At 58.9% G+C, this 20,690-nt stretch carries 20 protein-coding genes and 1 tRNA gene; 17 read left to right on the top strand and 4 right to left on the bottom strand.

Features of this window, described 5'->3' with window-relative positions; genetic code table 11:
- The first annotated feature begins 8 nt into the window (after positions 1-8).
- The 5 genes from QLQ16_RS07875 (at position 9) to QLQ16_RS07855 (ending at position 3,499) form a co-directional block, all read left to right on the top strand.
- The gene (locus QLQ16_RS07875; protein WP_283224145.1) at positions 9-1,418 is read left to right on the top strand and encodes a cytochrome b; all 1,410 of its coding nucleotides are present in this window, start codon (positions 9-11) and stop codon (positions 1,416-1,418) included.
- 19 nt (positions 1,419-1,437) lie between these two features.
- Positions 1,438-2,202, top strand: a complete 765-nt coding sequence (locus tag QLQ16_RS07870) for a cytochrome c1 (protein ID WP_283224144.1) — start codon at positions 1,438-1,440, stop codon at positions 2,200-2,202.
- A 93-nt stretch (positions 2,203-2,295) separates the two neighbouring features.
- Entirely contained in the window at positions 2,296-2,907 is a 612-nt protein-coding gene (locus QLQ16_RS07865) for a glutathione S-transferase N-terminal domain-containing protein (protein WP_283224143.1), read from the top strand.
- Positions 2,908-2,925: 18 nt separating this feature from the next.
- The gene (locus QLQ16_RS07860) at positions 2,926-3,366 is read left to right on the top strand and encodes a ClpXP protease specificity-enhancing factor (protein ID WP_283224344.1); all 441 of its coding nucleotides are present in this window, start codon (positions 2,926-2,928) and stop codon (positions 3,364-3,366) included.
- A gap of 57 nt (positions 3,367-3,423) precedes the next feature.
- A tRNA-Thr gene (locus QLQ16_RS07855) sits at positions 3,424-3,499 on the top strand.
- A 54-nt stretch (positions 3,500-3,553) separates the two neighbouring features.
- Here the strand turns inward: QLQ16_RS07855 and QLQ16_RS07850 are convergent.
- Positions 3,554-3,862: a DciA family protein gene (locus QLQ16_RS07850; RefSeq protein WP_283224142.1), complete on the bottom strand. Its 309-nt coding sequence runs from the start codon at positions 3,860-3,862 to the stop codon at positions 3,554-3,556.
- Positions 3,863-4,086: 224 nt separating this feature from the next.
- On the opposite strand from QLQ16_RS07850, the gene secA reads away from it, so the two are divergent.
- From secA to QLQ16_RS07830, 4 genes are all read left to right on the top strand, one after another.
- A complete protein-coding gene (secA, locus tag QLQ16_RS07845; RefSeq protein WP_283224141.1) occupies positions 4,087-6,822 on the top strand; it encodes a preprotein translocase subunit SecA in 2,736 nt (911 codons plus the stop codon).
- 80 nt (positions 6,823-6,902) lie between these two features.
- Positions 6,903-8,132: a bifunctional glutamate N-acetyltransferase/amino-acid acetyltransferase ArgJ gene (gene argJ, locus QLQ16_RS07840; RefSeq protein ID WP_283224140.1), complete on the top strand. Its 1,230-nt coding sequence runs from the start codon at positions 6,903-6,905 to the stop codon at positions 8,130-8,132.
- Positions 8,129-9,004, top strand: coding sequence for an ATP-binding protein (locus QLQ16_RS07835; RefSeq protein ID WP_283224139.1), 876 nt, complete (start codon positions 8,129-8,131; stop codon positions 9,002-9,004). The genes argJ and QLQ16_RS07835 overlap by 4 nt, the downstream gene beginning before the upstream one ends.
- Positions 9,001-9,468 carry an NUDIX domain-containing protein gene (locus QLQ16_RS07830; protein WP_283224138.1) on the top strand — a complete coding sequence of 156 codons (468 nt, stop codon included), beginning with the start codon at positions 9,001-9,003 and terminating at the stop codon, positions 9,466-9,468. Before QLQ16_RS07835 ends, QLQ16_RS07830 begins: the two co-directional genes overlap by 4 nt.
- 4 nt (positions 9,469-9,472) lie before the next feature.
- On the opposite strand, the gene QLQ16_RS07825 is transcribed toward QLQ16_RS07830, so the two are convergent.
- Complete coding sequence (locus QLQ16_RS07825) at positions 9,473-9,907, bottom strand: DUF1841 family protein (protein ID WP_283224343.1); 435 nt, start codon at positions 9,905-9,907, stop codon at positions 9,473-9,475.
- 116 nt (positions 9,908-10,023) lie between these two features.
- Here QLQ16_RS07825 and pcaF point away from each other — a divergent pair, with 116 nt between their 5' ends.
- Entirely contained in the window at positions 10,024-11,226 is a 1,203-nt protein-coding gene (gene pcaF, locus QLQ16_RS07820; RefSeq protein ID WP_283224137.1) for a 3-oxoadipyl-CoA thiolase, read from the top strand.
- A gap of 5 nt (positions 11,227-11,231) precedes the next feature.
- On the opposite strand, the gene QLQ16_RS07815 is transcribed toward pcaF, so the two are convergent.
- Both QLQ16_RS07815 and QLQ16_RS07810 read right to left on the bottom strand, forming a co-directional pair.
- Positions 11,232-11,615 (bottom strand): AtuA-related protein, encoded by a 384-nt coding sequence (locus QLQ16_RS07815; protein WP_283224136.1) that lies wholly within the window; start codon positions 11,613-11,615, stop codon positions 11,232-11,234.
- A complete protein-coding gene (locus QLQ16_RS07810) occupies positions 11,612-13,003 on the bottom strand; it encodes an acyclic terpene utilization AtuA family protein (protein ID WP_283224135.1) in 1,392 nt (463 codons plus the stop codon). Before QLQ16_RS07810 ends, QLQ16_RS07815 begins: the two co-directional genes overlap by 4 nt.
- A 167-nt stretch (positions 13,004-13,170) precedes the next feature.
- Between QLQ16_RS07810 and QLQ16_RS07805 the strand changes: the two genes are divergently transcribed.
- From QLQ16_RS07805 to QLQ16_RS07775, 7 genes are all read left to right on the top strand, one after another.
- The gene (locus QLQ16_RS07805; RefSeq protein WP_283224134.1) at positions 13,171-14,046 is read left to right on the top strand and encodes a branched-chain amino acid ABC transporter permease; all 876 of its coding nucleotides are present in this window, start codon (positions 13,171-13,173) and stop codon (positions 14,044-14,046) included.
- Positions 14,047-14,055: 9 nt separating this feature from the next.
- A complete protein-coding gene (locus QLQ16_RS07800; protein WP_283224133.1) occupies positions 14,056-15,132 on the top strand; it encodes a branched-chain amino acid ABC transporter permease in 1,077 nt (358 codons plus the stop codon).
- Positions 15,129-15,959, top strand: a complete 831-nt coding sequence (locus tag QLQ16_RS07795; RefSeq protein WP_283224132.1) for an ABC transporter ATP-binding protein — start codon at positions 15,129-15,131, stop codon at positions 15,957-15,959. Before QLQ16_RS07800 ends, QLQ16_RS07795 begins: the two co-directional genes overlap by 4 nt.
- A complete protein-coding gene (locus QLQ16_RS07790; protein WP_283224131.1) occupies positions 15,956-16,744 on the top strand; it encodes an ABC transporter ATP-binding protein in 789 nt (262 codons plus the stop codon). The genes QLQ16_RS07795 and QLQ16_RS07790 overlap by 4 nt, the downstream gene beginning before the upstream one ends.
- Positions 16,745-16,747: 3 nt before the next feature.
- Complete coding sequence (locus QLQ16_RS07785) at positions 16,748-18,604, top strand: AMP-dependent synthetase/ligase (RefSeq protein ID WP_283224130.1); 1,857 nt, start codon at positions 16,748-16,750, stop codon at positions 18,602-18,604.
- Positions 18,605-18,641: 37 nt separating this feature from the next.
- Entirely contained in the window at positions 18,642-19,808 is a 1,167-nt protein-coding gene (locus tag QLQ16_RS07780; protein WP_283224129.1) for an ABC transporter substrate-binding protein, read from the top strand.
- A gap of 160 nt (positions 19,809-19,968) precedes the next feature.
- A complete protein-coding gene (locus tag QLQ16_RS07775) occupies positions 19,969-20,640 on the top strand; it encodes a helix-turn-helix domain-containing protein (protein ID WP_283224128.1) in 672 nt (223 codons plus the stop codon).
- Positions 20,641-20,690 lie beyond the last annotated feature (50 nt).

The raw sequence follows: 20,690 nt of genomic DNA, 5'->3' as shown, positions 1-20,690 counted from the left end.
AGAAAGACATGGCTGAATTCAAAGAAATTTCTCCCAACGCCCCTGCTGGCGAAAAGCTGCTCAACTGGGTGGACAACCGCTTTCCAGCATCCAAGCTGTACAAAGAGCACCTGAGCGAATACTACGCACCGAAGAACTTCAACTTCTGGTACATGTTTGGTTCTTTGTCCTTGTTGGTTCTGGTGATTCAGATCGTGACCGGTATTTTCCTGGTCATGCACTACAAGCCAGACGCCAACGTGGCGTTCGCCTCGGTCGAGTACATCATGCGTGACGTGCCATGGGGCTGGCTGATTCGTTACATGCACTCGACAGGCGCTTCAGCGTTCTTCGTGGTGGTGTACCTGCACATGTTCCGCGGCCTGATGTACGGCAGCTACCGCAAGCCGCGCGAGCTGGTCTGGATCTTCGGTTGCGCGATTTTCTTGTGCCTGATGGCCGAAGCCTTCATGGGCTACCTCTTGCCTTGGGGTCAAATGTCCTATTGGGGCGCTCAGGTGATCGTGAACCTGTTCTCGGCGATTCCTTTCATCGGTCCTGATTTGGCTTTGTTGATCCGTGGCGACTTCGTCGTGGGCGATGCCACATTGAACCGCTTCTTCAGCTTCCACGTGATCGCTGTGCCTTTGGTCCTGTTGGGTCTGGTTGTGGCGCACATCATTGCGCTGCACGAAGTGGGCTCCAACAACCCCGATGGCGTCGAGATCAAGGGCCCCAATGCTCCCAAAGATGCCAATGGCCATCCTTTGGACGGTATTCCTTTCCACCCCTACTACTCGGTGCACGACATCTTTGCGGTGAGCCTGTTCCTGATGGTGTTCTCTGCGATCGTTTTCTTCGCGCCTGAGTTCGGTGGTTACTTCCTTGAGTACAACAACTTCATCCCGGCCGATCCGCTGACCACACCGTTGCACATTGCACCTGTCTGGTACTTCACGCCGTTCTACTCCATGCTGCGTGCCATCACCAGCGAGATGATGTACGCCTTGATCGCTTGCGTGGTGATCGGTGCCGTCTTGGCCGTGGCCAAGGGCAAGTTGCCCCAGTTGCTCAAGGGCGCTGTGATCGGTGCCGCTGTGGTGGTCTCCGCCATGATGCTGGCCATCGATGCCAAGTTCTGGGGTGTGGTCGTCATGGGCGGCGCCGTCGTGATCTTGTTCTTCCTGCCGTGGCTGGACAACAGCCCTGTCAAGTCGATCCGCTACCGTCCTGACTGGCACAAATACCTGTACGCCGTGTTCGTGATCAACTTCCTGATCCTGGGCTATCTGGGTGTGCAACCTCCTTCCCCGATCGGTGAGCGCGTCTCCCAAGTCGGTTCCCTGTTCTACTTCGGTTTCTTCTTGTTGATGCCTTGGTGGAGCAAGCTGGGCACGCCCAAGCAGGTTCCTGACCGTGTGACTTTCACGCCTCACTGAGATCCGGAGATTCAAGAACATGAAAAACCTCAAGAAACTCGCTCTGGGCTTTGTGATGGCCCTCGGTCTCCTGTCCGGTGTCCACGCTTCCGGCGGTGGCATCGCCTGGGACAAGGCCCCATCCAAGACCAATGACCTGGCCGCTTTGCAAAACGGCGCCAAGTTGTTCGTCAACTACTGCCTGAACTGCCACTCCGCTGCTTTCATGCGTTACAACCGCCTGAAAGACATCGGTTTGACCGAGCAACAAATCAAGGACAACCTGTTGTTCGCATCGGCCAAGGTCGGCGACACCATGAAGGCCGCGATCGATCCTTTGCAAGCCAAAGAGTGGTTCGGCAAGAACCCTCCTGACTTGACCTTGATGGCCCGTTCGCGCTCAGGCCATGGTGGCACCGGTGCAGATTACCTCTACACCTACCTGCGCACCTACCACCGCGATGAAACCAAGCCCACCGGTTGGAACAACTTGGCTTACCCCAATGTGGGCATGCCCAATCCATTGTGGGAACTCCAGGGCGAGCGTCAGCCCGTCTTTGAAGACAAAGAAGAGCATGGTCATACCGTGCAAATTTTCAAAGGTTGGAAGCAAGTCAAGCCTGGCACCATGACACCACAGCAGTTCGACACGGCCGTGGGTGACCTGGTCAGCTACATGCAGTGGATGGCTGAGCCGGCACAAAACAGCCGCGTGCGCATTGGCGTGTGGGTGCTGTTGTTCTTGGCTTGCTTTACATTTGTTGCTTGGCGCTTGAATGCAGCTTATTGGAAAGACATCAAGTAATTGATCTTTCACCCGGCCTTGCTGCCGGGTCTTGTGGAGTGGTGGGCCTTTGGGGCCTCCCACTCTTTTTGATTTTTTGAGGAGCCCCCCACCATGATGGTGCTTTATTCCGGAACCACTTGCCCTTTTTCTCATCGCTGCCGTTTTGTGCTGTTTGAAAAAGGGATGGACTTCGAGATCCGTGATGTGGACCTCTACAACAAACCCGAAGACATCAGTGTGATGAACCCCTACGGTCAGGTGCCTATCCTGGTCGAACGTGACCTCATCTTGTACGAGTCGAACATCATCAACGAATACATCGATGAGCGTTTCCCTCATCCTCAGTTGATGCCTGGCGACCCTGTGGACCGCGCACGTGTGCGTTTGTTCCTGCTGAACTTCGAAAAAGAGTTGTTCACGCACGTGGTGACGCTGGAAAACCGCACACTCAAAGGCAACGACAAGGCCTTGGAAAAGGCCCGCGCACACATCCGTGACCGTTTGACCCAACTGGCCCCTGTCTTCTTGAAGAACAAGTTCATGCTGGGTGACAACTTCTCGATGCTCGACGTGGCCATTGCACCTCTGCTGTGGCGTTTGGATTACTACGGGATCGAGCTGAGCAAGAACGCAGCCCCATTGCTCAAGTACGCCGAACGCATCTTCTCGCGTCCTGCCTACATCGAAGCACTGACACCTTCTGAAAAGGTCATGCGCAAATAATTGCGCGTGTTCAACGCCATGTTCAGCGACACCGAATTGCCCTCCACTCGTCCGTACCTCATCCGTGCGCTGTACGAGTGGTGCTCCGAAAATGGCTTCACCCCTTATGTGGCGGTGAAGGTCAATGCTTCGGTGCAGGTGCCGCGTGAATATGTGCAGGGTGGTGAAATCGTGTTGAACGTCAGCATGGATGCCACCAGCTCACTCAAGTTGGGCAACGAGTTCATTGAATTCAAAGCGCGCTTTGGTGGCAAGCCCCGCGAAATCATGGTGCCAGTCGAGCGTGTGATGGCCATCTATGCCCGTGAAAACGGACAAGGCATGGCATTTCCTGTGGCTGAAAACGAAGATGATGCGCAAGCCTTGACGGCGGTGAACAGTCCTGAGTCGCAAGACTCTGACGATGAGCCCACACCGCCACCTGTCACAGGCCGCCCTGCGCTCACGCGTGTGAAGTAAAAAAATAAGAAGGCTAAGACCGAAGTGCCGCCTTTGGCACGTTAGAATCTAGCCCGTGCCGCTTTAGCTCAGTTGGTAGAGCACCCGCCTTGTAAGCGGTAGGTCGTCAGTTCGAATCCGACAAGCGGCACCAAAAATCAAAAGCCCCTGATCGCAAGATCAGGGGCTTTTTCTTTTGTCTTGGCCTTCAAAGCGTCCGGTTGTGCACTTTGATGCGAATGGCCGAAACATGCATGCCTTTTTGATTCAAATGGGCTTGCAAAGCTGGTGTCATTTGCCTCAGTTTGGCGGCGACGGCGTTAGAGCTGACCAGCAGGCACCAAGTCCCGTCTTCGATGGGGCCTGCTTGCACGCTGGCCCGCAAAGGGGCCGGCAGCAAGCTGAGTATGGCCTGCAAGCGCTCCGTGGAATCACGCACGCGGCTGGCCAAAAGCGCAAAAGTCGGGGACTCTTGAACCGCTTGTTGCAGGGGGATGGCGTGGTGTCGTCTTTGCATGGTGAAAGGGTCTGGTCCATTATCGCGTAGCACGCAGGCCATGGGCAGGCTTGGCAAGCCGTGGTGTCGTCGCCAGAGGCTAAAATGAGCCATTGGTCTGACATGGCCACGCCTTGGCGCCGTAAGACTTGGTTTTGCGCGTTGCGGCTTCAATTGAACCCTTTAACTTGACAGGACAGACGGTCTGTTTTTCAGCCCTCCAGCTGAAGTCGGATCTCGTAGACATGGCCATCCCATTGCTCACCAAAATTTTCGGCAGCCGCAACGATCGACTGCTCAAGCAATACCGCAAAACGGTGGAGCGCATCAATGCCCTGGAAGCAGGCCTTGAGGGGCTGAGCGACGACGAGTTGCGCGGCAAAACCGAGAGCTTCAAACAACGCGTGGCAGCCGGTGAAACACTCGATGCCCTGTTGCCCGAAGCGTTTGCGGTGGTGCGCGAGGGCTCCAAGCGCGTTATGAAGATGCGCCACTTCGATGTCCAGATGGTGGGCGGCATTGCCTTGCACAACGGCAAGATCGCGGAAATGCGCACCGGTGAGGGCAAGACCTTGACCTCGACGCTGCCGGCCTACCTGAACGCCTTGTCCGGCAAGGGCGTGCATGTGGTGACGGTGAACGATTACCTGGCCAACCGCGACGCGCAGTGGATGGGCAAGCTGTTCAACTTTTTGGGCCTGACGGTGGGCATCAACTTGCCGCAGATGGCGCGCGAAGAAAAGCAAACCGCCTACAACTCGGACATCACCTACGGTACCAACAACGAATACGGCTTTGACTACCTGCGCGACAACATGGTCTACGAAGCGCAAGACCGTGTGCAACGCCCACTGAACTACGCCATCGTGGACGAGGTGGACTCGATCCTGATCGACGAGGCCCGTACACCGCTGATCATCAGCGGCCAGGCTGAAGACCACACCGCTACCTATGTGGCCATGAAGCAGGTCATTCCGATGCTCTCGCGGCAGGAAGGTGAAGCCGATCCCCGCACGGGCGAGGGCATCATCACCCCCGGTGACTTCACCGTGGATGAAAAATCACACCAGGTCTTCCTGACCGAAGCCGGTCATGAAAAAGCCGAGGCAGTGCTGGCCCAGTTGGGCTTGATCCCAGAAGGCGCCAGCCTTTATGACCCGGCCAACATCACCTTGATGCACCACCTGAACGCCGCTTTGCGTGCGCAGCACCTGTACCACCGCGATCAACACTATGTGGTGCAAGACGGTGAAGTGGTGATCGTGGACGAGTTCACCGGTCGCCTGATGAGTGGCCGCCGCTGGAGTGACGGTTTGCACCAGGCTGTCGAAGCCAAGGAAGGCGTGCAGATCCAGGCCGAAAACCAGACCATGGCCTCGATCACTTTCCAGAACTACTTCCGCCTGTACAACAAGATCGGTGGCATGACCGGCACGGCCGACACCGAGGCTTATGAGTTCCAGGAAATCTACGGTCTGGAAACCGTGGTGATCCCACCGCACCGCAAGAGCCAGCGCGAAGACCAGCTCGACCGCGTCTACAAAACCTCCGAAGAGCGTTACACCGCTGCGATCGCCGACATCCGTGAATGCCACGAGCGCGGCCAGCCCGTGTTGGTGGGCACCACCTCGATCGAAAATTCCGAGCTGATCTCGCAATTGCTCACGCAAGCCAAGTTGCCCCACCAGGTCTTGAACGCCAAGCAACACGCCCGTGAAGCCGACATCGTGGCGCAAGCCGGGCGCCCCAGCATGATCACGATCGCCACCAATATGGCCGGTCGCGGCACCGACATTGTGTTGGGCGGCAACATCGAAAAAGACGTGCAAGCCATCGAGGCCGACGAGTCCATGCCAGAGGCTGATCGCCAGGCCAAAGTGGCGGCCCTGCGCGAGCAGTGGAAGCAAACGCACGAGCAGGTCAAAGCCAATGGCGGCTTGCGCATCATCGCCACCGAGCGCCACGAGTCACGCCGCATCGACAACCAGTTGCGCGGCCGTTCGGGCCGTCAAGGTGACCCCGGCTCTTCGCGTTTTTACCTGAGCCTGGACGATCCATTGATGCGCATTTTTGCGGGCGACCGTGTGCGCGCCATCATGGACCGCCTGAAGATGCCCGAAGGCGAAGCGATCGAAGCGGGCATGGTGACCCGCAGCATTGAAAGCGCCCAGCGCAAAGTGGAGTCGCGCAACTTCGACATCCGCAAGCAATTGCTGGAGTACGACGATGTCTCGAATGACCAGCGCAAGGTGATCTACCAGCAACGCAACGACATCCTCGACGCGCAAGACATGGAAAGCCAAATCGCTTCCCTGCGCGAAGGCTGTTTCACCGACCTGGTTCGCCAGTTTGTGCCGGCCGAAACGGTGGAAGAGCAATGGGATTTGGTCGCGCTTGAGAAGGTGTTGACCGAAGAGTGGCAACTGCAGGTGAACCTGCGCGAGATGGTCGCCGCCTCCAATGCCATCACCGACGAGGACATCCTCGAAGCCGTGGTCGCTGCCGCCCACGCCCAGTTCCAGGCCAAGCTCGAGCAGATCGGCGCTGCGAACTTCACGCCCTTTGAGCGCATGGTCTTGCTGCAAAGCATCGACACCCATTGGCGCGAACACCTGAGCGCTTTGGACTATCTGCGCCAGGGCATTCACCTGCGCGGCTACGCCCAAAAGCAGCCCAAGCAGGAATACAAGCGCGAAGCCTTCGAGCTGTTCGGCCAATTGCTGGACTCGGTCAAGAACGAAGTCACCCGCACCTTGATGCTGGTGCGCGTGGAGTCCGAAGCCCAGATCGAGCAAGCCGCCCAAGACATTGAAGCGCGTGCCGAGCACATCAGCAACGTGACCTACAGCGCCCCTGACGAAACCGGCGAGCCACAAACCGTGGCGGCTGGCCAGCAAGACTGGGGCCTGGTGGGGCGCAACGACCCTTGCCCATGCGGCAGTGGCAAGAAATACAAGCAATGCCACGGCAAGTTGGCCTGAGCCTAGCTCAGCAAATGAAACGGGCTTCGGCCCGTTTTGTTTATGGACTTTGAATTCAACCCTGTTTCTGAAAGATCACCATGCCTGTGAATCTGCCCCTGATCGATCCCGCCCAATTGCATGCCGTTGCCGGTGTGCGCTGGGGCATTGCCGAAGTCGGCGTGCGCAAAGCCCATCGCAAAGACCTGAGCGTCATGCTGCTGGACGAAGGTGCCAGCGTCGCGGGCGTGTTCACCAGCAACCGCTATTGCGCAGCGCCTGTGCAGGTGTGCCGTGAGCATCTGACGCAAGGCAGCGCCGTGCGTGCGCTGGTGATCAACACCGGCAATGCCAATGCCGGCACGGGCGCACCGGGCGTGGCCCACGCCCGCCAGACCTGCGAGGCCTTGGCCAGCTTGCTGCAATGCGCACCTGCGCAGATCTTGCCCTTCTCGACCGGTGTGATCATGGAGCCCTTGCCGGTGGACCGCATCGTGGCGGGCTTGCCCGCGGCCTTGGCCGACGCCCAAGCGGCCCATTGGGCCCAGGCTGCCGAAGGCATCATGACCACCGACACCCAGCCCAAAGCGGCCAGCGTGCAGCTGAGCATTGGCGGCAAAACCGTCAACATCACCGGCATCAGCAAAGGTGCGGGCATGATCCGCCCCAATATGGCGACGATGCTGGGCTTTGTGGCCACCGACGCGAACATCGATCCGGCTTTGTTGCCCGCTTTGGTCAAGGCCTTGGCCGATGGGTCGTTTAACCGCATCACCATCGATGGAGACACCTCGACCAACGACTCTTTCATGCTGATCGCCACGCACCAAGCTGGCCACGCGCAGATCACCTCGCTGGACAGCGCAGACGGACAGGCATTGTTCAAGGGTCTGATGCAGGTGGCGCGCCAGTTGGCCCACGCCATCGTGCGCGATGGCGAAGGCGCCACCAAGTTCATCACCGTGCAGGTCGAAGGCGGCCGCACTGGCGAAGAGTGCCGCCTGGTGGCGTATGCCATCGCGCATTCGCCCTTGGTCAAGACCGCGTTCTTTGCCAGCGATCCCAATCTGGGCCGCATCTTGGCGGCCGTGGGCTATGCCGGCATCGCCGATTTGGACCAGGGCCTGATCGAGTTGCACCTGGACGATGTGCACGTGGTCTCGCAAGGCGGTCGCCGCCCCGAGTACCGCGAAGAAGATGGCCAGCGCGTCATGAAAGGCAGCGAGATAACCGTGCGCGTGGGGCTGGGCCGTGGTACTGCCAGCGACACCGTTTGGACCTGCGACCTCAGCCACGACTACGTCACCATCAACGCGGATTACCGTTCATGAGCCAAGCCCTGGAACAACTGCTGGCCAAAGTCAGCCAATTGGTGGACCGCATCGAAGCGGTTTTGCCCCAACCCCTGACGGCACCCGATTGGTCTCAGGCCATTGCCTGGCGTTACCGCAAGCGCTCGTCGGGTCACGGCGTGCTCGAGCCGGTGCGCCATGTGGCGGCGATGACGTTGGCAGACCTGCAGGAAATCGACCCGCAAAAAGAAAAGCTGCAACGCAACACCGAACAGTTTGTGAGCGGTCGCCCGTCCAACAACGTGTTGTTGACTGGCGCACGCGGTACGGGCAAGTCCTCGCTCATCAAGGCTTGCCTGAACTCGTACGCGTCGAAAGGCCTGCGCCTGATCGAAGTGGACAAGGCCGATCTGACCGACTTGCCCGACATCATCGAAGTGGTGGCTTCGCGGCCAGAGAAATTCATTGTTTACTGCGATGACCTGAGCTTCGAAGACGGCGAGCCCGGCTACAAAGCGCTCAAGTCCATTTTGGACGGCACCGTGGCTGCGGCCACGCCCAATGTGTTGATCTATGCGACCAGCAACCGCCGCCATTTGTTGCCCGAGTACATGAGCGAAAACCTCACGTACAAACACACCGAAGATGGCGAAGTGCACCCCGGTGAAGGCGTGGAAGAAAAAATCTCTTTGTCTGAGCGCTTCGGTTTGTGGATCAGCTTCTACCCCTTCTCGCAAGACGAATACCTCACCATTGCCGGCCAATGGCTCAGCAGTTTGGGCGCCTCGCCCGCGCAAATCGAAGCGGCCCGCGCCGATGCCTTGCTGTGGGCCCTGGAGCGCGGCTCGCGCAGTGGCCGAGTGGCCTACCAGTTCGCCCGTGACTACATGGGCCGTCAGGCCGCTGCATGAACGGCCTGCTGGTCGCCGATGGGGAGCGCCAACGCGAAGGCGGGGCCGACCGTCCGGTGGTGGATGTGGCCGTGGGCGTGCTGATGCAAGCCGATGGCCAGTTCTTGTTGACCTCGCGCCCCGAAGGCAAGGTCTATGCGGGTTACTGGGAATTCCCAGGTGGCAAGCTCGAAGCAGGTGAAACGGTGGAAGAGGCCTTGCGCCGCGAACTGCAAGAAGAGTTGGGCATCGTGATCGGCCAAGCCCAGATCTGGAAAACCCAGATGGTGGACTACCCGCACGCCCTGGTGCGCTTGCACTTTTGCAAAGTGTGGGACTGGCAAGGCGATTTGCAAATGCGCGAAGCCCAAACCCATGCTTGGCAGCAACTGCCTGTGGACGTGGTGCCGGTGCTGCCCGGCACCATTCCGGTCTTGACTTGGCTGGCCGCAGAGCGGCAATTCAGCGGCGCCACACACCGCTGAAAAATCAGTCCTTGGTGGCGTGTCTTTGCACGCAGTCGATGTAGGCCGCACCATCGGGCATGCGACCAGCGCGCTGGCTTTCATAGACCATGCGTCCCAGGCATTCCATGGCCTGGTGGTGGGCGTCGTGCAGTGAGTTGAGCTTGTGCGTCAGCAATTCCACCGCTTGGCGAATGCCGCGTGGCTGGTCGATGCTGCACTGCTCGCTGATCGACAGGTGCATGGACAAATGCAAAAAGGGGTTGTCTTTGTTGGGGTCCACCTTGAGCATGCTGGCCAAGGCCGCGTCCACGTCAGACAGTTCGGCGTGGTATTCGGGGTGCTCGTCGATCCATTGGCTCACCAACATTTCCATTGGCTCCAGCGGGGCCGCGGTTTGGGCCTTGGCGTACACGCCACAAAAAAATCGCCGCACATCGGCTTGGGAGGGTTGTATCAACATGGTTCTAAACGTGTCAAAACCGACCGATCGGTCGGTTAATGGAATAAAATCTTGACGTCAGCCAAATACGGCATGTTAAACCCTGACAATTCATCCAACTTCAAGAGACAACCATGAACCAAGCCTACATTTGTGACGCCATCCGCACACCTTTCGGCCGTTACGGCGGTGCCTTGTCCAGCGTGCGTACCGACGACCTGGGCGCTGTGCCTCTGCGCGCCCTGATGGCCCGCAACCCCAAGGTGGACTGGGCCGCCGTGACCGACGTGCTCTACGGCAACGCCAACCAGGCCGGTGAAGACAACCGCAACGTGGCCCACATGAGCAGCTTGCTCGCTGGTCTGCCCATCGATGTGCCTGGTGCCACCCTCAACCGCCTGTGTGGCTCGGGCCTGGACGCCGTGGGCACTGCAGCGCGTGCCATCAAATCGGGCGAAGCCAGTTTGATGATCGCCGGTGGTGTGGAAAGCATGAGCCGCGCCCCGTTTGTCATGCCCAAGGCCGAAACGGCTTTTAGCCGCGCCAACGCGGTGTACGACACCACCATCGGCTGGCGCTTTGTGAACAAGCTGATGAAAGCGCAATACGGTGTCGATTCGATGCCCGAGACCGCCGAGAACGTGGCCACCGATTTCAAAATCGAACGCGAAGCGCAAGACCTGATGGCCTACAACAGCCAACTGCGCGCTGTGGCCGCCATCAAGGCCGGACACCTGGCCCGTGAAATCGTGGGCGTGAGCGTTCCCCAGAAGAAGGGCGACGCGATCATCGTCGATACCGACGAACATCCTCGCGAAACGAGCCTCGAAGCGCTGGCCAAGCTCAAAGGCGTGGTGCGTCCAGACGGCACCGTGACCGCAGGCAACGCATCGGGTGTGAACGATGGTGCTTGCGCATTGCTGCTGGCCGATGAAGCCACCGCCGCCAAAAATGGTTTGACACCCAAAGCGCGCGTGGTCGGCATGGCCACCGCCGGTGTGGCCCCCCGCATCATGGGCATTGGCCCTGCACCTGCCACACTCAAAGTGTTGGCCCAAACAGGCCTGACGCTGGACCAGATCGACGTGATCGAATTGAACGAAGCCTTCGCCGCGCAAGGCCTGGCCGTGCTGCGCATGTTGGGCTTGAAGGACGACGACGCCCGCGTGAACGCCTGGGGCGGCGCGATCGCACTGGGTCATCCTTTGGGCGCGTCGGGTGCCCGCTTGGCCACCACCGCCATCAACCGCCTGCACAGCACGGGCGGCCGCTACGCGCTGTGCACCATGTGCATCGGCGTGGGTCAGGGCATTGCGCTGATCATCGAGCGCGTTTAAAGCGCTTAGGCCGCTGGCCACCAGCCCCTTCGGGGGCTTTTTTGTGCCTGCTCGAATTCTTCTTCGCTGAGCTCGATCTCCATGCGAAGCAGCGCTGCGCCCATGGCTTTGCCCAGGTTGTCCAAGCGGAGGTTGCGTGCGCCGCCGCCTTGCAAGGCGCCGTGCAGCACCAGCTTGATGGCCAAGATATTGGGCAGCGCCCAAACATCGACCTGGCCTGGCAGCCAGGGTGCGAAATGCGCCTGCACTTTGGCCGCGGTCACTTCGCGCTCGAGAATGCGGTAACCCGCTTCGTTCCAAGCGAAAAGACCAAAGTCCACCCAGTCGGCTTTGTCGCCGCTGCGGGCGTGGGCCAGTTGCACCAGCGGTATGCGCAGGGTCTGGTTCATGCGGGCACCTCCAGCATGTGCACTTGCGCGGTGACGTGTTCGCGCGGGATCAAGGTCGGCCAAATGCCCAGCAATTCGCTGGTGTTGTTCAGGCCCTGAAAGCCGCAGGTGTAGGCCGGGCCGCTCAAAGCCATCCATGGGAAAAGCCGACCAAAGCCATCGGCTGCAGCCTTGCTGGGTGTGCGCAGCACCATGCGCACCCAGATCTCGTGGCGCTCGTTCAGCTCGGCCGCAGGGGGCAGAGGGGCCAAAGCCCCGTGCGCTGAATTGAGGCCCGGGTATTCCACAAACAGTTCGTCGAAGGGAATTTTTCGCTCGCGCAATTGTTCGCGAACGATGCGCTCGGCCGCTTGCACTTTGTCCCAAGCATCGGGCCACGAAAAGCCCCAGCTGATGTCGGCCTTGAAGCCGTCCTTGAAGCCGGCCACCACCTTCAGTTGTGGGGTGGGGGGGCTGCCTTGTGCGCCGGTCAAACGCACACGGTTGTGGCCTTCGTCTTGCAGCTGGATCTGGCCCATGTCGAGCACCACATCGGGCGAAAAATACGCATGCGGGTTGTGTACTTCGTAAAGCAATTGCTGGCGCACGGTGTCAAAGTTCACCAGCCCGCCGGTGTCCGGTGCTTTGGTGATGATGGCCGTGCCATCGGCGTGCACCTCGGCGATCGGGTAGCCGATGTGCGCCAGATCCGGGATGCTTTGCCAGTGGCCTTGGTCGCCAAAATTGCCGCCGCTGCCTTGGCCTGAGCACTCCAGCAAATGCCCTACGGTCAGGCCTTGTGCCAAGCGGTTGAAGTCTTCGGGCGTTTGTGCATCGGCCAGCTTCCAGCCCAAGCCGTGCACCAAGGGTCCCAGAAACAAGGCCGCATCGGCCACGCGTCCGGTGATGACGATGTCTGCACCTTGCGCCAAAGCGTCCACGATGGGCTGCGCTCCCAAATAGGCATTGCCAAACACCAAGCGCTCGCGCACGCTGTCCACGCCGCTGCCATTCATCATGTGGTCAAAGCGCGTCTGTTCGCCTTGCAACAAAGCCAGCACATCGTCGCCAGACACCACAGCAATGCGCGGGTGCCAGCCTTTGTTGGCCAGCGCCGCTTGCACCGCTTGCGCCGCACCCATGGGGTTGAGGCCGCCGGCATTGCACACGAACTTCACACCGCGTGCGTGCATCAAGGGCCACAGGCGCATGAGCATGGGAATCACGTCCCGCGCATAGCCCAGTGTGGGGTCGCGTTGCCGGTCTTTTTGCAAGATGGCCAGGGTCAGTTCGGCCAGGTGGTCGCTGGCGATGTACTGCACATCACCGCGTTCAATGCTGGCGGCCACAGGCTCCCAGTTGTCGCCATAAAAACCAAGGCCCGAGCCGATGCGGATGGAGGTTGTCATGGGCTCATCTTGATGCCGCGCTGGCGACTGTGGATGGGGGACAACCCCTAGGGTCAGTCCCGTGAAAGACAGACACAATCGCACGACCGTTCGCAAATGCCGAGACATGAACCACAGGCTCCATCTCGGCATGGGCAGGACGACAGAAGTACAACAAGGAGACAAGCGTGCAAGTGCTGCAACTGCTCATCAGCGGTGTGGCTCAGGGCTGTATCTACGGACTCATCGCCCTGGGTTTCGTGCTGATTTACAAAGCCACCGAAACGGTGAGCTTTGCCCAAGGTGACCTGATGATGGTCGGCGCCTTCGCCGGGCTCGGAGCCATGACCTGGCTGGGCTTCCCATTTTGGGTCTCGGTGCCTGCCGCCATCGTGGCCATGGGGGTGTTTGGCGTCTTGCTCGAGCGCTTGGTGATCCGCCCCATCTTGGGTCAACCCGCGTTCTCCATCGTCATGCTCACCATCGGTGTGGGCTATGTATTGCGCGGCCTGATCACCATGATCCCCGACGTGGGCACCGACACCCACACCATGCCCGTGCCCTATGCCGGTCAGGTGCTGCAAATGGGCGGTTTGGTGGTGGCGGCTGAGCAGTTGGTGGTGATCGCTTTCACCACCTTGCTGTGCCTGGGTTTGTTTGCCATGTTCAAGTACAGCAAGCTGGGCATTGCCATGCAGGCGTCTTCGCAAAACCAGTTGGCGGCCTACTACATGGGCATCCCGGTGCAAAGCCTCAACGGCTTGGTCTGGGGCTTGGCCGCCGGTGTGGCGGCGGTGGCGGGCCTGCTGTTGGCGCCCATCACCTTTGTGCACGCCAACATGGGCTTCATTGGTCTCAAAGCCTTCCCGGCAGCGGTGGTCGGCGGCTTTGGCAGTTTGCCGGGCGCCATCGTCGGCGGCTTGGTGATCGGTGTTGTGGAATCCCTGTCGGGCTTTTACCTGCCTGAAGGCTTCAAAGACATCGCCCCTTACATCGTGGTCTTGCTCATGCTGGTGCTCAAGCCCAATGGCTTGTTCGGCGAAAAACTGCGCAAGAAAGTCTGAGGCCTTCGCATGCGATTCATTTTCAAAACCCAATACAACCAAGACGTCACACTGGCCAAGCATGGCGGTCACGTTTTTTGGTACAGCATGTTGGCGCTGTTCTTGGTGGCCGCACCCTGGGTGGTGGCCGAATACTGGCTGGCGCAATTGACCTTTGTGCTGATCTACGCGGTGGTGGGCTTGGGCCTCATGCTGCTGGCCGGTTTCACAGGTTTGTTCTCCATGGGGCATGCGGCCTTTTTGGGGGTGGGGGCCTACACCGAAGCGGTGATGGTCAACGCTGGCGTGCCCTTTCCGTTGGCGCTGATCTGTGCGGGCTTGTTCTCGGCCATGGCCGGTGTCATCGTGGGTCTGCCCGCGCTGCGCGTCAAAGGCATTTACCTGGGCATGGCCACCTTGTCTTTTGGTTTCATCGTCGAAGAAGGCATTGCACGATGGGAGCACATGACCGGCGGCAACGCCGGTCTGAGCGTTAACCCACCGGCCATGCTGGGCTGGACGCTGGACAGCACCGAATCCTTTTATTACCTGTGCCTGGTGGTGGTGGTGGGGGCCACGCTGGCCATCCTCAATTTGCTGCGCTCGTCCACAGGCCGTGCCTTTGTGGCGATTCGCGATTCGGAGATTTCGGCGCAAAGCATGGGCATCCACTTGGCCCGCTACAAGACCCTGTCTTTTGCTTTGTCGGCGGCGCTGGCGGGCATTGGTGGCGCCTTGTATGCGCACAAGATCCAGTTCCTGTCGCCTGACCAGTTCAACATCATCCAGTCGATCGACTTGCTCTTGATGGTGGTGATCGGTGGTTTGGGCTCGGTGCACGGGGCTTTTCTGGGCGCGATCTTTTTGATCGTCATGCCCCAACTGATTGCCATGGCCAAAGACTTTTTGCCTGCAGCCATTGCCGGTGCAGCCGGCTTGCAAGGCACGGTGTACGGCATCGTGTTGATCGCCTTTGTGTTATTTGAACCGCTGGGCCTGTACGGCCGCTGGCTCAAGGTGCGCACCTGGTTCCAGCTGTTCCCGTTCTACCGCCGCGGCATGTTCAAGCGCCAGAAATCCTTCCAGAAGTCGGACCGCCTCAAATGAACGACGACATCCTCCTTTCCGCTCAAAACCTGAGCGTCCGCTTCGGCGGTGTGTTGGCCGTCAACAACGTCAGCTTCGACGTCAAGCGCGGCGAAGTCTTCACCCTGATTGGCCCCAATGGTGCAGGCAAGACCACAGTCTTCAACCTGATCAGCCGCATCTACACGCCCACCACCGGCACGATCGACTATGCAGGGCCTCAAGGCACCTTGCGACTGACCGATCAGCCGGCGCACAGCATTGCCGGTTTGGGCATTGCGCGCACTTTCCAAAACATCGAGTTGTTCGAGCATGCCACCGTGCTGCAAAACCTCTTGATCGGCCGCCACACCCACCGCAAAACCGGTCTGTGGAGCGAAATGTTTTTCAGCGCCAAGACCCGTGCGGCCGAAATCGAAGCCCGCGAAAAGGTCGAAGAAGTCATCGACTTCCTGGATTTGCAACACCACCGCGACTCGATGGTGGCCGGCTTGCCGTATGGCGTGCGCAAAGTGGTGGAGCTGGCCCGTGCGCTGTGCACCGAGCCCCAACTGCTTCTTTTGGACGAGCCCTCTTCGGGCCTGAACGTCGAAGAAACCGAAGACATGGCCTTCTGGATTTCCGACATCCAGCACGAGCTGGGCATTTCGGTGCTGATGGTTGAGCACGACATGGGCTTGGTGTCCAAAGTGTCTGACCGCGTGCTGGCCATGAGCCAAGGCCAGGAATTGGCCACCGGCACGCCAGCCCAAGTGCAAAGTGACCCCGGCGTCATCGAGGCCTATCTGGGCTCGGTGGACGATGTGTCCGCTTTGCGCCGCGAAAACCACAAAGTGGAGGCCGCATGAACGCCATCGTCAATGAGGATGTCGTCCTCCAACTGCTCAACGTCGAAAGCGCCTACGGCCCGATCAAGGCCATTCGCGGCGTGAGCCTGAAGGTGCGCAATGGCGAGATCGCCACCGTGCTGGGCTCCAATGGTGCGGGCAAAACCACCATCCTCAAAACCATCAGCGGCATCATCGATCCACGCAAAGGTTCGGTCGAATTCAAAGGCCAGAACATCACCGCCTTGGACCCCGCGTTGATTGTGCAGCGCGGCCTGATGCATGTGCCCGAAGGCCGCGAGGTGTTCCCGTTGCTGTCGATCCGCGACAACCTGCTCATGGGCGCCTTCACCCGCAATGACCGCGATGGTGTGGCCCGCGACATGGAGGCAGTGTTCAACTACTTTCCCATCTTGCGCGAGCGCGCCGCGCAAGACGCCGGCTTGCTCTCGGGTGGGCAGCAGCAGATGCTGGCGATCAGCCGGGCGCTGATGGCCAACCCCGATCTGATCTTGCTCGATGAACCGAGCTTGGGCCTGAGTCCCAAATTGACCAAAGAGATTTTTGAGATCGTGGTGCGCATCAACCGCGAGCGCGGCACTACCATCTTGCTGGTCGAGCAAAACGCCAACATGGCCCTCAATGCCGCCGATTACGGTTATGTGCTTGAAAACGGCCGCATCGTGATGGAAGACAGCTGCGCCCGACTGCGCGAGAAGGACGACATCAAGGAGTTCTATCTGGGCATGAAGGAAGAGGGCGTGCGCGCCGACCGCCGCTGGAAAAAGAAGAAAACCTGGAGATAAGAGATGAGCAACCTCTGGGACGCCTCGGGCATCCAGCCCAACAAAAACATCGTCATGGCGGGCGAGACCATCCCCGCGATTTTCTGGAACGCGGTGGCCGCACGCGGCCCCAATGTGTGGATGCGGCAAAAAGAGTTGGGCATCTGGCGCAGCTGGACCTGGAACGAAACCGCCAAGGCCGTGCGCGAGATCGGCCACGGCCTGATGTCGCTGGGCTTTGAGGCCCACCACACCGCCTCCATCCTGTCGAACACCAACATCGAATGGGTCTTGTGTGATCTGGCTGTGCTCAGCGCCGGTGGCGTGGCCAACGGCATTTATCCGACCGATGCCGCAGACCAGGTCCACTACCTGTGCGAAGACTCGGGCACCTCGGTCTTGTTCGTCGAAGACGATGAGCAGCTCGACAAAGCCCTGGCGGTGCGTGACAAGCTGCCACTGCTCAAAAAAATCGTTGTGTTCGACATGGACGGTCTGCGCGAGTTCAAAGACCTGCAGGTGATCAGCTTGGATGACTTGCGCGCCCTGGGCCGCGAACACCTGACGGCCCACCCCGACCTGCTGGCACAACGCACAGCGGCTTGCCGCCCCGAAGATCTGGCCATTTTGGTCTACACCTCGGGCACCACCGGCAAACCCAAAGGTGGCATGCACAGCCACCGGGGCCTGGTCTACAGCGTGCGGGGCTACAACACCTTGATCGCCCGTGACGAGACCGACGAGTGCATGTGCTTTTTGCCGCTGTGCCACATTGCCGAGCGCATGGGCGGCGAGTACTTCTCGCTCTACACCGGGGCCAAACTCAACTTCGTGGAGAACCCCGAAACCGTGCCCGAAAACGTGCGCGAGATCGCCCCAACGGTGTTCACCGGCGTGCCGCGTGTTTGGGAGAAGTTTTATTCTGGCGTGATGATCGCGCTCAAGGAAGCCGGCGGCTTTCAGCAAGCCGTGTATGGCTGGGCCATTGGGGTGGGGCAGCAGGTGGCCGACTTGGTGTTGGCCCGCAAGCCTGTGCCCGCGCACCTGAAGCTGCGGTTCCATGTGGCCCGCTGGCTGGCGCTCAACAATGTGCGCAAGATGATCGGCATCCACAAAGCCCGTTTCCTGGTGACGGGTGCTGCGCCCATCTCGCCCGATCTGGTGCGCTGGTATTTGGCCTTGGGCTTGCCCATGCTGGAAGTCTGGGGCATGACCGAGACCTGCGGCGCGGCCACCGGCGTGCCGGCCAGCCACATCAAGCCCGGCTCGATTGGTCCTGCCGCTGACTTCAATGAAGTGCGCTTGGATCCGGTGACCAGCGAGATTTTGGTGCGCGGCCCCAATGTGTTCATGGGCTACCTGAACTTGCCTGAGAAAACCGCCGAGACCATTGACGCCGATGGCTGGCTGCACACGGGTGACGTGGGTGTGGTCGATGAGGAAGGGTTTTTCCGCATCACGGACCGCATGAAAGACATCATCATCACGGCAGGGGGCAAGAACATCACCCCCAGCGAACTCGAAAACGAATTGAAATTCTCGCCCTACATCACCGATGCGGTGGTCATTGGCGACAAACGGGCCTACCTCACCGTGATCATCATGATCGATCAGGAAAACGTGGAGAAATACGCACAAGACAACGATGTGCCTTTCTCCAACTACGCCAGCCTGACGCATGCGGCCGAAGTGCAGGCCCTCATTCAAGGCGAGATGGAGCGTGTGAATAAAAAGTTTGCACGGGTTGAACAGCTCAAGAAATTCTGGCTGCTCGACACCCAACTCTCGGCCGAAGACGAAGAGTTGACGCCCACCATGAAGCTCAAGCGCAAACTGGTGGAGAAAAAATACGCCCCTCAAATCGAAGCGATGTACCGCTGACCGAATCACCTTTCATTCACAACAGGAGACAAGCCCCATGAAAATCCAACTCAGTCTGATCGCCGCAGCGATGGCGCTGGCCGCTGGCAGCGCCACGGCCCAAACGCAAGGCGTGAGCAAAAACGAAATCGTCATCGGTTCCATCCAGGACTTGTCGGGCCCCTTGGCCGGCTTTGGCAAACAGGTTCGCTTGGGCATGATGCTGCGCGTGGACGAAGTCAACGAGCAAGGTGGCATCAACGGCCGCAAGGTCAAGCTCTTGATTGAAGACTCTGGCTACGACCCACGCCGTGCCGTGCTGGCCGCGCAAAAGCTGGTCAACCAGGACAAAATTTTCGCCATGGTGGCCCACATCGGCACCGCTCAGAACATGGCAGCCATGCCCGTGCAGTTCCAAAAGAACGTGGTCAACTTCTTCCCCGTGACGGCTGCACGTGAAATGTACGAGCCCTTCCACAAGCTCAAGTACTCTTTTGCCGCCACCTACTTTGACCAAATGCGCCAAGCGGTGCCTGCCTTGGTCAAGGAAAAGGGTGCCAAGCAAATTTGCACCATGTACCAAGACGATGAATTTGGTCTGGAAGTGTTCCGTGGCGCAGAAGCCGGTTTGAAAGAAGCAGGCTTGCAGTTCGCAGAAGTCACCACCTACAAACGCGGCGCGACCGACTTCGCATCGCAAATGCAAAAGCTGGCTTCGGCCAAGTGCGATTTCGTGGTCATGGGCACCATCATCCGCGAGACGATCGGCGGCATCGCCACCGCGCGCCGTCTGGGCTTTAACCCCACCTTTGTGGGTTCGAGCGCAGCCTACACCGACCTGATCCACAAGCTGGGCGGTCCTGCCATGAACGGTTTCTATGCCACCATGACTTCGCAGCACCCCTACCTCGATGAGGCTTCGCAGCCGATCCGCTTCTGGGCCAACAAGTACAAGACCATGTTCAACGAAGACCCGACCGTCTTCTCGGCCTATGGTTATGGCGCGGTGGACTCTTATTTGCGTGCCGTGGAAAAAGCCGGTGCCAATCTGACCACCGAGACCTTCATCAAGGCCATGGACACCATGAAGATCCCACCGGACATCTTCGGCAGCCCCGAGATGACCTTCAGCCCCACCAAGCGTTTGGGCAACAACATCTCGCGCATGTCGCAGATCCAAGAGGGTCGCTGGAAAGTCGTCTCCGACTACCCCAAGGCCAAGTGATCATTGCAGCCTCGGCTGCATGAAAAAACCGCCAGTGCCCGTAAGGGCCTGGCGGTTTTTTTGTGTGTAAAAAACACCTATTCATGGGGAGTGCATTTTAGCTAGTGCATGATTTTTAGCATTTTCATGGGATGTTCTGTGAGTAAAGATTGCCAGAAAATTGAGCTTTGCTAAATTTTTCGAATTAATGGAATTTTCGGAAAAAATTCGAAGTCAAGCTCACATGTCGTTCATCAACCCCATCAATGAAACCACTGAAGCAGTCGATGATCGACACGCAGTCAGCACGGCACAAGCTGCTCGCATGTTGGGTATGTCTACGACGATGTTGCAACAGTTGGTTGACCAAGGGCGGTTTCAAGCCTGGAAAACCCCAGGAGGTCATCGCCGAATAGATTTGAAGTCGTTGTTAGCCTATCAGCACAAACTGAAAATACCAAACGGCAACAGAGCTAAAGCGGTCAACTTACCCATTGTCAAAGTTATTGCCGATCAGGAAGTTACATCAGCAGCTTTCAAAAATGAGCTGGCGCAATGGTCTCAATCATTCGATGTGACTTTTTGGGCATCCATGCCGGATGCTTTGCTGTCCTTCACGACACAATTGCCTGATATTCTGATTGTTCAAATGTCAGTGCCTGTGACGCAGCAAGTTGCAACCGTGTTGGCACTTAAAAATTTCATTGAACGAGCACGAAAACCTTTGGCTGTGGTTTGCTTGACGGATTGCGGAGAGCTGCGAAAAACAGTGGATCAGAGCCCTGATGGTCAGTCCAAATTCCCCCACCCGTGGCCACCCCAAATTCCCCCAGGCAGCGCCCTCAGATTATGACGCGTCAGCTTGGATGACCAAGCGCGCCGCCGCCTCCTTGAGCCTATAGC

Origin of the sequence: Limnohabitans lacus (genome assembly GCF_030053395.1) — a bacterium.
Classification (GTDB): domain Bacteria; phylum Pseudomonadota; class Gammaproteobacteria; order Burkholderiales; family Burkholderiaceae_C; genus Limnohabitans_A; species Limnohabitans_A lacus.
Note: the sequence above shows the minus strand (reverse complement) of the source record. Positions and strands in the feature narration are given on the sequence as shown.

Coding starts and splice junctions, on each gene's coding strand:
- QLQ16_RS07875 (WP_283224145.1), top strand. CDS start 9: ATGGCTGAATTCAAAGAAATTTCTCCCAACGCCCCTGCTGGCGAAAAG.
- QLQ16_RS07870 (WP_283224144.1), top strand. CDS start 1,438: ATGAAAAACCTCAAGAAACTCGCTCTGGGCTTTGTGATGGCCCTCGGT.
- QLQ16_RS07865 (WP_283224143.1), top strand. CDS start 2,296: ATGATGGTGCTTTATTCCGGAACCACTTGCCCTTTTTCTCATCGCTGC.
- QLQ16_RS07860 (WP_283224344.1), top strand. CDS start 2,926: ATGTTCAGCGACACCGAATTGCCCTCCACTCGTCCGTACCTCATCCGT.
- QLQ16_RS07850 (WP_283224142.1), bottom strand. CDS start 3,862: ATGCAAAGACGACACCACGCCATCCCCCTGCAACAAGCGGTTCAAGAG.
- secA (WP_283224141.1), top strand. CDS start 4,087: ATGGCCATCCCATTGCTCACCAAAATTTTCGGCAGCCGCAACGATCGA.
- argJ (WP_283224140.1), top strand. CDS start 6,903: ATGCCTGTGAATCTGCCCCTGATCGATCCCGCCCAATTGCATGCCGTT.
- QLQ16_RS07835 (WP_283224139.1), top strand. CDS start 8,129: ATGAGCCAAGCCCTGGAACAACTGCTGGCCAAAGTCAGCCAATTGGTG.
- QLQ16_RS07830 (WP_283224138.1), top strand. CDS start 9,001: ATGAACGGCCTGCTGGTCGCCGATGGGGAGCGCCAACGCGAAGGCGGG.
- pcaF (WP_283224137.1), top strand. CDS start 10,024: ATGAACCAAGCCTACATTTGTGACGCCATCCGCACACCTTTCGGCCGT.
- QLQ16_RS07815 (WP_283224136.1), bottom strand. CDS start 11,615: ATGAACCAGACCCTGCGCATACCGCTGGTGCAACTGGCCCACGCCCGC.
- QLQ16_RS07810 (WP_283224135.1), bottom strand. CDS start 13,003: ATGACAACCTCCATCCGCATCGGCTCGGGCCTTGGTTTTTATGGCGAC.
- QLQ16_RS07800 (WP_283224133.1), top strand. CDS start 14,056: ATGCGATTCATTTTCAAAACCCAATACAACCAAGACGTCACACTGGCC.
- QLQ16_RS07795 (WP_283224132.1), top strand. CDS start 15,129: ATGAACGACGACATCCTCCTTTCCGCTCAAAACCTGAGCGTCCGCTTC.
- QLQ16_RS07790 (WP_283224131.1), top strand. CDS start 15,956: ATGAACGCCATCGTCAATGAGGATGTCGTCCTCCAACTGCTCAACGTC.
- QLQ16_RS07785 (WP_283224130.1), top strand. CDS start 16,748: ATGAGCAACCTCTGGGACGCCTCGGGCATCCAGCCCAACAAAAACATC.
- QLQ16_RS07780 (WP_283224129.1), top strand. CDS start 18,642: ATGAAAATCCAACTCAGTCTGATCGCCGCAGCGATGGCGCTGGCCGCT.